Source organism: Diplocloster agilis (assembly GCF_019042275.1).
GTDB lineage: Bacteria > Bacillota > Clostridia > Lachnospirales > Lachnospiraceae > Diplocloster > Diplocloster agilis.
On the sequence record NZ_JAHQCW010000005.1, the window covers coordinates 126,451 to 139,529 of the forward strand.

General features: G+C 48.1%; 5 protein-coding genes. All 5 read left to right on the plus strand.

Features of this window, described 5'->3' with window-relative positions; all coding sequences use genetic code 11:
* Positions 1–29 precede the first annotated feature (29 nt).
* The 5 genes from KTH89_RS04840 (at position 30) to KTH89_RS04860 (ending at position 13,079) form a co-directional block, all read left to right on the plus strand.
* On the plus strand, positions 30–1,199 hold the full coding sequence (locus tag KTH89_RS04840) for a glycoside hydrolase family 99-like domain-containing protein (RefSeq protein WP_158344813.1): 1,170 nt from the start codon (positions 30–32) through the stop codon (positions 1,197–1,199).
* Positions 1,200–1,217: 18 nt separating this feature from the next.
* Positions 1,218–4,382 carry a hypothetical protein gene (locus tag KTH89_RS04845; RefSeq protein ID WP_238720893.1) on the plus strand — a complete coding sequence of 1,055 codons (3,165 nt, stop codon included), beginning with the start codon at positions 1,218–1,220 and terminating at the stop codon, positions 4,380–4,382.
* A 60-nt stretch (positions 4,383–4,442) separates the two neighbouring features.
* Positions 4,443–10,760, plus strand: a complete 6,318-nt coding sequence (locus KTH89_RS04850; RefSeq protein ID WP_238720895.1) for a discoidin domain-containing protein — start codon at positions 4,443–4,445, stop codon at positions 10,758–10,760.
* 489 nt (positions 10,761–11,249) lie between these two features.
* Positions 11,250–12,485, plus strand: a complete 1,236-nt coding sequence (locus KTH89_RS04855; protein WP_238720898.1) for a nucleotidyltransferase — start codon at positions 11,250–11,252, stop codon at positions 12,483–12,485.
* Between the two features lie 90 nt (positions 12,486–12,575).
* Positions 12,576–13,079: an SEC-C metal-binding domain-containing protein gene (locus KTH89_RS04860; protein WP_158344821.1), complete on the plus strand. Its 504-nt coding sequence runs from the start codon at positions 12,576–12,578 to the stop codon at positions 13,077–13,079.

Consider the following 13,079-nt stretch of genomic DNA (forward strand, 5'->3'; position numbering starts at 1 on the left):
TAAATCAGAAGAAAAAGGAGTACGTATCAATGAATAAATATTATAACATAGGTGCCTATTATTTCCCGGGCTTCCATCCCAATCAGTATAACGAACAGTGGCATGGAAAGGGATGGACGGAGTGGGAACTGCTAAAGGCAGCAAGTCAGCGGTTTGAGGGCCACCAGCAGCCCAAAGTCCCGCTCTGGGGGTACGAAGATGAGTCCGATCCCGTAGTGATGGAGAAAAAGATCGCGGCTGCGGCCGATCATAACATCGATGCTTTTATCTTTGACTGGTACTGGTATGAGAACGGCCCGATGCACGAACGATGTTTGGAGGAGGGGTATCTGCATGCAAAAAATAACAACAGATGTAAATTTGCTATTATGTGGGCTAATCATGGCTGGGCGGCAATGCAGCCCCAGGGCAGGGGTCGGCCACATTATTATCAAACCAACAGTATGCTGAGCTATGAAGCATTTTTAAAAGCAACCGATCACATCATTGAGCATTATTTTAAACACCCCTCGTATTGGCGCCCGGATGGGAAGCTATACTTCTCGTTTTATGAGATGAAGGAACTTGTGGAGATGTTCGGGAATATGGAGAAGGCCAGGAAGGCATTAGACGAATTCCGCTGCCGCGTGCGCGGTGCAGGTCTGGGTGAACTGAATCTGAATATTATACACCAGGATTATCCAATCCTTCCGGGAGAGCGGCAATTCGAAGCGGGAGACAGCCAGAATCAGTACTATAAGGAACTTGGATTTGACAGTGTGACCAGCTATATCTGGATCCATCACTATATGGACACGATGGAATTTCCGGCGACTCCTTACTGCCGTCTGCGGGAGCAGATGAAGGCGGATTATATAAAATTTAGTGAACAGTTGGATCTTCCTTATTATCCAAATATCACTATGGGATGGGACCCCAGTCCACGTACGGTCCAATCGGATGTGTATGAGAATGTGGGCTATCCGTTTACCCCTACCATATCCGATAACACCCCCGATGAGTTCAGATTAGCCCTGGTACAGGCAAAAGAATTTGTGGACAGCCATCCCAAGTGCAGGGACATTATCACGGTGAATGCATGGAATGAGTGGACCGAATCCAGCTATCTGGAGCCGGATATTATAAACGGCTATGGCTATCTGCAGGCATTTAAGGAGATATTCCCGGCGAAACCGGATCGACAGGAGACAGGAGAATAATTTGAGGAGGGATTCAATTTGCTGTACTCAAAATGTGAAAAGCCGCTGACCGAGGAACTCTTCCGTAATCCTACAAAAGAATATCGGGGGGCACCTTTCTGGTCCTGGAACTGCAGGCTGGATCAGGAAGAACTGCTAAGACAGATCGATATCCTTCACGAGATGGGATTCGGAGGTTTTCATATTCATGTGCGTGTAGGACTTGACACTCCATATCTTGGGAAAGAGTATATGGATCTGATCGCTGTCTGTGCGGAAAAGGCCCGGAAGCTTGGAATGACCCTGTGGCTGTATGATGAGGACCGCTGGCCATCTGGTACGGCAGGAGGAACCGTGACAAAGAATCCTGAAAATCGGGTGCGCCATCTTTTGGTGACGAGAACACCCTATGGGCAGGGAAAAGTCTTAGAAAGGCTAGCCGAATCCAAGGCAACCTCGCTCAGAACAGAGAACGGCAGGCTGTTGGCCTGTTATGATATCCGTCTGAATTCAGACGGTAGGCTGGACGGTTATAAAAAAGTGGAGGAAGAGGAGCCGGTGGAAGGATTCCGGCTCTATGCTTATGAAGAAACTGCTGAGCCAAATCCATGGTTTAATAATCAGACCTATGCGGATACCTTGAATCCGGGGACAGTGGCGGAGTTCCTTCACAGGACTCATGAACGCTATTATGAGAAATTTGGGAAAGAATTCGGCGGCCTGATTCCGGCTATTTTTACCGATGAACCGCAGTTTGAGCATAAAACTACTTTGGATTTTGCATGGGAGGATCGGGATGTGATTTTGCCGTGGACTTCTACACTGCCTGAGAGTTTCCAGAAGGCCTATGATGGTGAAGATCTGTTAGCCCACATTCCGGAACTGCTCTGGGAGCCGGCAGACGGGATATCCCGCACCCGGTACTTATATCACGACCATATTGCCGAACGATTTGCCGCGGCATTTGCCGACCAATGCGGGGCCTGGTGTGAAAAGCATGGATTGCTCCTGACCGGACACATGATGGAAGAACCCACCCTGGAAAAGCAGACTACAGCGCTGGGAGAGACGATGCGTTCCTACCGGAGTTTTCAACTACCCGGAATCGATATGGTATGCAACTGGCATGAATATACCACGGCAAAGCAGGCTCAGTCGGTTAGCCGACAAAAGTGGGCACCCGGTGTGATGAGTGAGATCTATGGGGTCACTAACTGGGACTATGATTTCCGGGGATATAAGCTTCAGGGAGACTGGCAGGCCGCACTGGGGGTAACCGTGCGGGTACCCCATCTGAGTTGGGTGAGTATGAACGGAGAATCCAAACGGGACTATCCGGGTACGTTTAACTATCAGGCGCCGTGGTACGATCAGTTTCCACTGATCGAGGATCATTTTGCCAGAATTAATACGGCTATGACTCGGGGGAATCCGGTGGTTCACATCGGAGTGATCCACCCGGTGGAGAGTTATTGGCTGCATTTTGGAGTCCGGGAGAATACTTGGGCTTCCCGAAACAGGCTGGAAAAACAATTCCTGAATTTGACAAAATGGCTGCTTGAGGGATTGCAGGATTTTGATTTCATCGCTGAGTCGCTTTTACCGGAACAGTGCGTACCGGAGCAGATAGACGGACGGATATTTCCTGTGGGAGAGATGCATTATGATGTAGTGATTGTCCCGGGCTGCGAAACTCTTCGCTCCACCACCCTGGATCTTCTGGAACGTTTCCGTGATCTGGGCGGAAGGGTGATATTCCTCGGGGCGCCGCCGAAGTTCCAGGACGCCATCCCCACAGAACGGGGACGAAATCTGAGCAAGCGGTGTGAACGGGGAGAATTCGAGTCTACTGATCTGATGGATTTGCTGGAGGGGGTCAGAGAGTTGGATATCCGTACCGGAACAGGAGAGAGGACACAGAATCTCATTTACCAGCTTCGGGAAGAGAAGGATAACCGCTGGTTGTTCATCGCCCATAGCAAGGATCCGGATAATAAGGACCTGGTCTGCGGAGACGTACTGCGTATCCGGATCCGGGGAGAGTGGTATTGTACCAAATATGATACACAGTCCGGTGAGATTGAACCTTTCTACAGTTTATGGCAGGAGGGGTGGACACAGATCCATGTACCTTTCTATGATCACGATAGTTTAATGTTAAAACTTACAAAGGAACAGACGGGGACTCCAAGAGAATACTTCCAGACAGCGATTGCGACACCGGTTCAGACAACCTGTATCCCGAAAAGCAGTATAAGCGCGAATTCCGGAACACGGGTCAAACGCTGGCTTTACAGTGTTCCGGTTACATTGGAAGAACCAAATGTGCTGCTTCTTGACATGGCGGAGTATCGTCTGGATGAGGAAGAGTATCGCCCTATGGAGGAGATACTGCGCCTTGATAATATCCTGCGCAGGGAGATCGGATGGCCGCTTCGGATGGAGGCATTTGCCCAGCCATACGTGGAAAAAGATGCGTCTACACCACACGTCGTGGGACTCCGGTTTACCTTCCACAGCAGAGTCATAGTTAAAAATACAAGACTTGCGCTGGAACGTGAGGATCTGGCGGAGATACGGTTGAACAATGAACTGCTGGAGGTGGAGACGGACGGGTGGTATGTGGACAGATGTATCCGGACAGTTCCAATGCCCGACATTTTTCCGGGAAAGAATGTGCTGGAAATAAGCTGGCGCTACGGATGTAAGGTAGATCTGGAAGCAGTCTATCTTCTGGGGGATTTCGGGGTGGAAGTGGCAGGATGCTGCTGTACGCTTACGGAACCGGTGAAGAAATTGGCATTTGGGGATATTACACGGCAGGGCCTGCCGTTTTACGGGGGAAACCTGGTGTATCACCTGGAAACGAACGTGCAGGAAGATTGCGCCGAGATGGCTGTTACCAGCTATCGAGGACAACTGCTGCATCTTTCGGTGAACGGTGAGCCAAAAGGGCATATGATATATTCTCCCTACCGGCTGCCGTTAAACGGGCTGAGACCCGGCATACAGAAGATTGATATACGTTTATTCGGGAACCGGGTGAATACATTCGGACAGCTGCATTGCAATAATAGAGACCGCGGACTTTGGTGGGGGCCAAATTCCTGGCGGACTGATGCGGAGGAGTGGACATATGAATACCGGTTCCGCAGACAGGGGATTCTGAAATCTCCGGAGTTATTTCTTTCTGGCACGGAATAAGAAGCTTATGAAAGGATCATAGAGCGATAGGTTTAGAAACTAAGAGGAGGTAGAGTAAACGTGGGAAAAAGGCAGTATTTAAAGAGGAAGTTATCAACAGGTCTGAGCATAGTGATATGCCTGGTGATGGTCATGGGAGTGATACCGCCGATTCAGGCAGAGGCTTTTAACAGACTATCTTTTCAGATTGACGCGGCATCCCAAAAGGAGGGAGCCTCCACATATCGCCATGTGGATAATCTGATTTGTCTGTCCAATGCGCATTCGAATGAGAGCGGGGAGAAAGTGATTGACGGAAAGCTTAAGTGGGCAGAAAATCCTGCGCCAGATTTCGGTAAAGGCTGGGCGCAGGAACGGTATGACAGTGTGTTTCAATATGGACTGTATAACTGGGCGGTGACTTCGAATATCAACCGTCCTGACGGCGGCTACTCAGAAGTTGACGGTGTTGTCACCTATACGGACTGGAATGGGCTGGCAGATCAATGCCAAAAGTATGTGGACGGTGGTCTGAAACCCCTGCTTATGTTCCAGGGAGTCCCGGAGCCAATATCTGCCGGCGGTTTTCGGGCAGGTGAATACAGTTATAATGAAAGACAGCCGTCCGATTATGATAAATGGTTCCAATATCTGCAGGCAGTGATGGATTATTTGGTCGATCATTTTGGTGCGGATGAAGTTTCCACCTGGGCATTCTGCCTGTGGTCAGAATCATTTCTCCAGTTTTCCGCATATGAACCGGAGACAGGCAGCAATGAAAGTGAATTTATCAAAATGTATGATTACTGGTCGGAGGCGTTACAGTCTTCCGTGGGAAAGGGAGAACTGTATACCGGTATTTATTTTGACCGCATGACAAATAGCGGTTTGATTCCTTTTATAAAACACTGCGCATCCGGAACCAACTATTATACCGGTGAGACAGGTTCGCATTTGGGCTGGGTGGGATTTTCCAACTGGACATCGGCCGGTACAATTATGGCAGGAAACAACTTCTCCGAGTATTATTATTATTTGGAAAATGAGCTGAACAAATACCCCAGTCTGGATTACACGGATATCATAACAATGGAGAGCGGTTATCTGGTATGGGGCAATAATGGGGTGATTTCCGATGTAACCTATGCGGAAAATTATGGAGCTTCCTATTATGCATGGAGGATTGCACAGTATACGGATATGCCAAGGCTGAAAAGCTGCGTCTCCTTTTACAACACCACAACAGGGGATGATGTATATGAATCGGGAAATGGAGTGAAAAACAACTGGGACGACAATATGCTGACACCTTCCTTTCAGGTATGGAAAATGTCCAAGATGATGGAGAATGAGCGTCTGCTCTGCGTAAACAAAACCGATGACACCGCTTCCGGTGCGAACCTGGTTGGATGTGTCGCCACTGCGGACGATACTGCGGGAAATAAGTATAAGATGATGGTATATAATACGACTCCCCATATCGATGACAACTCTGAAGAGGCGGTGGAACTAAAGTTAAAAGGCATACCCGGTACCAGTGCAACAGTTACGAGATATATGATCGACAGTACCAACAATAACTGGTGGAGCGAGTGGACACAGTACAGGGAAGAAAACAACATCCCTTATGAAGTCAGAGGACATGGCGCCGGTTTAAGCCAGGCGAATGCTAAAGTACATAAAACAGTCTGGGAAACAACCAACGACGCGGGCTATCAGGAATGGCTTTCTAAAATACCGGAATATAAAGAAAAAGAGGATCTTTCAGTAACGAGCCGCACTGAAGTAGCGGTAAAAGATGGAACAGCGACCTGGACCGAAATCCTGCCCGGACACAGTGTGCTGTATATTGAAGTAACCTATGATGAAAAAACACCGGAATATGGATCAAATCTGGATTTTGAACAGGGAGATTTGTCGGACTGGTCGGTCTCTGGTGAAGCGCAGATTGACGGAGGTGAGAAAAAAATCGGAAACTATTCGGCTAAACTTTACGCTTCTGATAACGAAGATGCCGTTATAACCAAAACGATTTCAGGACTTACCCCGGGTTTTTATTATACGCTGTCGGGATTCGGAAAACCGGATGGGAACAGCATCAGATACCGGTTGTTCGCCCATCAGCCGGGAGAGCAGAAAAATAATATTGAGAACTACTGTGCCGGTTTGACATCTGCATTCGGCAACTGGAATAATATGGCTGTTACAAAACAAGCGGATGCAGACGGGAAACTGGTGGTAGGATGCTGGGTGGTAGCTGGTCCTGGCCAGCGGTCCGTGAATTTTGATGATCTGAAAGTTCAGCAGTCCGGTACCGGAATATCCGAAACGGAGCCGGAAGAGAATGTCGCTTTGAATAAGACGGTCACAGCTTCCTCAGCAAAAGCCGGAGGGGAAGCGGCCAATGCGGTAGACGGTGACTTAGCAACCGCATGGACAGCAGGATCTGCAAAATATCCTCAGTCCCTTATTGTGGACCTGGGAAGTACTTATAAAATTGACAGGTTAAAATATACATTTGACGAGGAACAGACAAATACCTATAAATATAAAATAGAGGGCTCTGTGGATAAGGAGAGATGGACTGCACTTGTAGACCGCACCGATGTGGGAGTCCTGGCGGATGGTAAGATACAAAACCGGATCAATGGAAAGTTTTATCAGTATCTGAGGTTGACCATCACGGATGTATCAGGTTCCTGTCCGGCCTCCTGCCGGGAATTCGAAGTGTATGGGAAACCCACCGAGGATATCGCAGTTAACAAGCCGGTGACAGCTTCATCCAACATGCCTGATAATCCGCCGGAAGGGGCGGTAAGTGGGAACGGAATGATAGGTGGATGGGTAGCAGGCAGCGGCAGCTTTCCCCAATATCTCCAGGTGGACCTGTGCGGGGTCTATGAGCTGACTTCAATCAAGCAGACGTTCGCCGATATCGATAATAGTACATTCAAGTATAAAATAGAAGGTTCCCTGGATGCGAAAGACTGGACGATACTTGCAGACAGGACCGGAGACGGTGTAACAACCAAGACTACGATTACCGAGGATGTAACAGGTGCGTATCGATATGTCAAAATGACAGTAACGGGAATCAATAATAATCATTACGCCAACAGCCGTGCGTTCCAAATCTTTGGCCATCCGGTAGACGGCTCCGTACTGCAGCAGATGATAGAGGAAGCAGAAGCGCTGGACGAAAAGGATTATAGTATTTTAGCATGGAGTGAGCTGCAAAAGATGCTGACACAGGCGAAGAAACTGTTAGAACAAAGCTATACACCGTCTCAGATAACCGATATGCTCCTACGGCTTACAGAAGCTATGGAGCAAAAAGGCGTCTCTATTGCCATTCAGTCGGTTCGCGCGACTACTGAGAAAAATGGGAATGACGCGCAAAAAGCCATAGATGGTTCGGACACGACTGCCTGGATTGCCGGTGATGAATTATTGCCGCAGGAACTTCTGTTTGATCTGGGAAGTACATGCCGACTTGGCGGATTCATGTTTCAATTTGACGATTCCCAAGAGAGTACCTATCGATATAAAATTGAAGGTGCTATGTGTGTTGATAAAGAATCAGAAGATCAGGAATTGTGGAACACGATTGTGGATCGTACAGCGGATGGCGTTACGGTAGATGGTATTATCAGGGAAAAAGCCAATGAGGAATTATATCGCTATTTAAAGCTGACGATTACTGATATTGAGGGTTCCGATCCGGCCTCCTGCCAGGAATTTGAAGTGTTTGGCAGTAAAATAGACGACCTTGCTATGGGCAAACCGGTAGAGGCATCTTCCGCAACTGCAGACAACCCTCCGTCAGGAGCAGTTAACGGGAAAGGAATAGCGACCAATGGCGGCTGGGTAGCAGGAAATGGTAATTTTCCTCAAGTGCTTCTGGTGGATTTGTGTGATATTTATGAGCTGTCCTCAATCAGACAAACCTTTGCAGACAAGGACAATAGTATCTTCCGGTATAAGATAGAGGGCTCCCTGGATAAAGAACAGTGGGAGATCCTTGCAGACAGGACGGAACAGGGGATTACAACCAGTGATACCATCATGGAAGAAGTTAACGGCGGCTACCGGTATGTAAAGATGACCATAACGGGAATTAATAACGGACACTGGGCAAACAGCCGTGCATTTGAAGTGTTTGGACATACTCAGGATTATTCCGGACTTCAACAAAGAGTGGAAGAAGCCGAGGAGATTGAACAAGGGAGTTTTAGCGACACCACCTGGAACACATTCCGGGAAGTACTCGGCAAAGCGAAAGAGATACTGGACCAGAGAGTTCCCCAGTCTGTTTTGGATGACATGCTAAAAGATTTGGAAGAAGCAATCGAAAGATTGGCACCTCCGGTTATTGTTGAATCGGTGGCGCTGGATATCACAGACAGGCGTATAAAAGTCGGGAACAGCTTCCAGATAAAGGCCACAGTTATGCCCGACGATGCGGAGGATAAGACGGTAACATGGCGCAGTAGGAATCCCCAGGTGGCCACAGTCGAAAACGGAAATGTAAACGGTGTGGCGGCGGGCGCCACGGTCATAACCGCTATGTCGGGAGAAAAGAGTGCGGACTGTATGGTTACCGTGGTGGGGGAAACCTATGAAATTCGTACACCCGAGGTGGAAGGTGCCTCCATAGCTGTGACAGGAGCAAAGATGGAGGCAGCCGCCGGTGAGGCTATGGCTTTCCGGGTGGAGGCAGCCGATTCGAATAAGTGCATTGAAAGCGTGAATGTTGTAGCAGATCATGGAGAAGCTGTTAACTTGTACGGGGATAATGGAAATTACAGTTTTATCATGCCTGCATCGGCTGTGACTGTAAATGTGACAGTGAAGGATAAACCATCAGCCCACATCACGGTGGATGAAACAAATGGTGCCACAGTAGATTTGCCTTCTGATATAAAAGTGGGGGATGAGGTAGTATTCCAGGTATCTCTGGATGACCCTGAAAACACGGAACTGGATGTGCTGGAAGTGTCGGTGGGAGACACTGTTCTGACACTACTGAATATGGGGGGAGACAGCTATCGATTCCTTGCACCGGATGGAGATGTGGTTATCCGGGCTGCTGCAAAAACAAAACCGGTAGCGCCTGCCGCACATAATATCCATGTAGAAGCCTCACAGGGGGCCTATATCACGGTGGAAGACGACATGACACAGGAAATTGAAGATGAAATAGTCGGATTTACAGTAAACGTGATTGACCAAACCAAAGAGATAGAGAGTGTTGCGGTAGTCGGAGCATCCGGAGCACGACCGCTGACCGACCAGGGAGAAGGTATTTACAGATTCCGTATGCCTGGAGAAGAGATTACGATTAAAGTGACTCTGAAAGACATAAGTCAGCCGGCCAGATATCCGCTCGGTGTTCTGGAAAATGAGAAAGCTTCGATTGTAATGTCTGATGAGATAACAGACGCATCGGCCGGGGAGAAAGTGAACTTCGGGATTGTAATATCCGATAATAACCTGGAATTAGATCAGATCATGGTTACCGGTGCAGATGGTACTCCTGTGGATGTAATAAGCACGGACGGAAAATATTCCTTCCAAATGCCGGGACAGGCTGTATTCTTTACGATCATACTGCGGGAAAAAGCCTATGCGATTGCCATAGATCCAGCCCCGGGCGCTGAAGTGACGATCCATGGGGGAATCCGTACAGCGTTGGCTGGTGAACAGGTAGAGTTCGCTGTTCAGGTAACTGATCGTTTGATGAAGATCGATACCGTTTCTGTAACGGCTTCTGATGGTACCCAGGTGGCTGTTAATGGGGATAATGGAAAATACAGTTTTGAAATGCCGAAATCTGATGTCACAGTTACCGTATTACTCAGTCAAAAAATTCACGCGATAACGGTCGACCCGGTATACGGCGCAGTTGTGAAGCTAAAAGATGATGTCTCTGAGGCAGAGGAAGGTGATGCGGTAGAATTTATGGTTGAAGTGACTGATCAAATGAAGGAAATTGATCAGGTAATTGTGACAAGTTCCGCCCAACAGCAAGTGGAAGTTACCGGTGAGAATGGTAACTACAGATTTGTTATGCCGCAGGATTCGATTGTAATCACAGTAACATTAAAAAATAAGCCGGGCGGTGACAATAAGCCAGGAGGGGATGACAATAAGCCAAGTGAAGGTGATGAGAAGCCGGCTGAAGATAATAATAAGCCGGGTGAGGATGGAAATAAGCCAGGCGGTAGTGAATCCAATGGGAATCATATAAGAGGTTCTGATCAAAGCATGGACCAGACACCCGAGACAGGAGACACTAATAATTTGGTTTTACCTATCATCGTATTAATATTGACTGGGTGTTTTTTAGGGATTACGGGTGGAATTCAAGTCTATAGACGTCTCAGAAACCGATTATAAAAGACAATAAATAAAAGAAAATTAATGAAAAAAGGGGCTGGTGCAAAATGTGATATGATATGCTCCCTTCTAGGCAGACAATTGAAATAACATTGTCACCTGGGAGGGAGTATATTTTATGTGTTGTTCACATAACAACGAAACCCCTGATAAATCAAGGGTTTCGCTAAAAAAAGGGGAGGATAAGTATTAATTTGTCTTTCGTATTTCCCGCTGCCTAAGGGGGGGATGCGGCAGCGGTAAAGAGCATACGCAATTGTTAATCTACAAACAACCTGACTTCGCTGCCAAATCATCTGTGAGATTAATCATATTATAGGAAGATTTTTTGACTTTTATACAAAAGTTGTAAAAAAAGTTTAAAAATTTATTTTTTCCCGCGTTGACAGCATAAATAGAAAGAAATAAGATAAGATCATCTCAGATCATATTCCTCGGTTCAGGATCATTGCATCCTGAGTCAACCAGACAGAAACGGAGCGGGTAACCATGAAAACGGTAGGAATCATTGCAGAGTACAATCCTTTCCACAACGGCCATCTATACCAGCTGCAGACAGCCAAAGAAAAAACCGGGGCCGACTATGTGATCGTCATCATGAGCGGAAACTTTCTTCAGCGCGGAGTCCCTGCGCTTATCGATAAATATGCCCGCAGCAGGATGGCGCTGTTAAACGGCGCGGATCTGGTGATCGAGTTGCCGGTCTGTTACGCTACCGGCAGCGCCGAATATTTTGCCGCCGGCGCCGTTGCCCTTTTGGACAAACTTCACGTGGTGGACTACCTGTGCTTTGGGTGCGAGACAGAGGATACGGCTCTGCTTGGCAAAGTGGCCGCAGTCTTGGCGGATGAACCGGAAGAAGTCTCGGAACTGATCAAAGCTGCGCTAAGGGAGGGAATGACTTATCCGGCGGCGAGAAGCCGTGCGCTTACCGCATATCTGGAAGATCCAATGCTTACCGGCATATTGGAACAGCCGAACAATATTCTGGCCCTGGAATACCGGAAAGCGCTATATAATAGAAAGAGCCCGATCATTCCCGTGCCGGTCAGGCGCATCGGAGCCGGATACCACGACAAGTCGATCGGCCGGCCCATCTGTTCCGCCACCGCTATCCGTGAGGCGCTGCACAGGGGCGGTACCCCTGAAGATATTCGGGGACAGGTGCCGGAGTCTGTATTTGAAATCCTGGAACAGGAATTCAAGAACACATGTCCGGTCTGCGAGGACGACTTCTCCTCCATGTTAATATATAAGCTGCTTATGAGAAAACAGGCTCCCTTAAGTGAGTACCAGGATATTTCCGGTGATCTGTCCTCCCGCATCCAAAATGAACGGAACCGTTACAAAAGTTTCAGTTCCTTTGCGGATCACATCAAAACCAGACAGCTGACCTATACCCGCGTCTGCCGCTCGCTTCTTCATATCCTGCTGGAGATTCGAAAAGACGACGTGGCTGACTGGGTGCAGAACGGCTGGATTGGCTACGCCAAAGTCCTGGGCCTGCGCCGCTCCGCCCGGGAACTGCTGTCGGCCATCAAGGAAAATAGCGGGATTCCCATGGTCACCAAACTGTCCGGCGCCAGGAACCAGATGGACGAAATATTTTACCGGATGCTGGAGCAGGACATCTGGGCGTCCGATGTCTACTACACCGCAGTCACGGATAAATATGGGAAAGATTTCAGAGGCGAGCTGAACCGTGAAATATCTTTTGAAAAATAGAGTAAAATGGTATATACTATAACCGTTAATCAAAATTTAATCTTATGACTGCCGTTTGGCAGCCGTAGGAGACACGAAGGAGTAAGAAATATGGGATTATTAGATCAGTGGAGAGACAAGGCATACGATCAGAATGCCGACAAAGCGAAATTGCAGAACTTCTGGACCGAGTACTTCCAGATTGAAAAAGGAATCTATGAGCAGCTTCTGAACGACCCGGACACCGCGGTAACCGGAACCGTCAAAGAACTGGCAGAAAAATACGAGATCGACGTAATGACCATGGTAGGGTTCCTGGATGGAATCAACGACAGCTTAAAGAATCCGAACCCGATCGAGGAGATGGATGAGGACACCCAGGTAAGCCTGGAGTTTGACAAAGAAAAGCTCTACAAAAATATGGTAGACGCCAAAGCGGACTGGCTCTATGAGCTGCCCCAGTGGAATGAGATCTTTACCGAGGAGCAGTTAAAGCAATACTATAAAGAGCAGAAGGCAGCCCAGACCTATCGGCGCGAAGGACCGAAAGTCGGCCGCAACGACCCCTGCCCCTGCGGAAGCGGTAAAAAATATAAGAAATGCTGCGGGAGATAA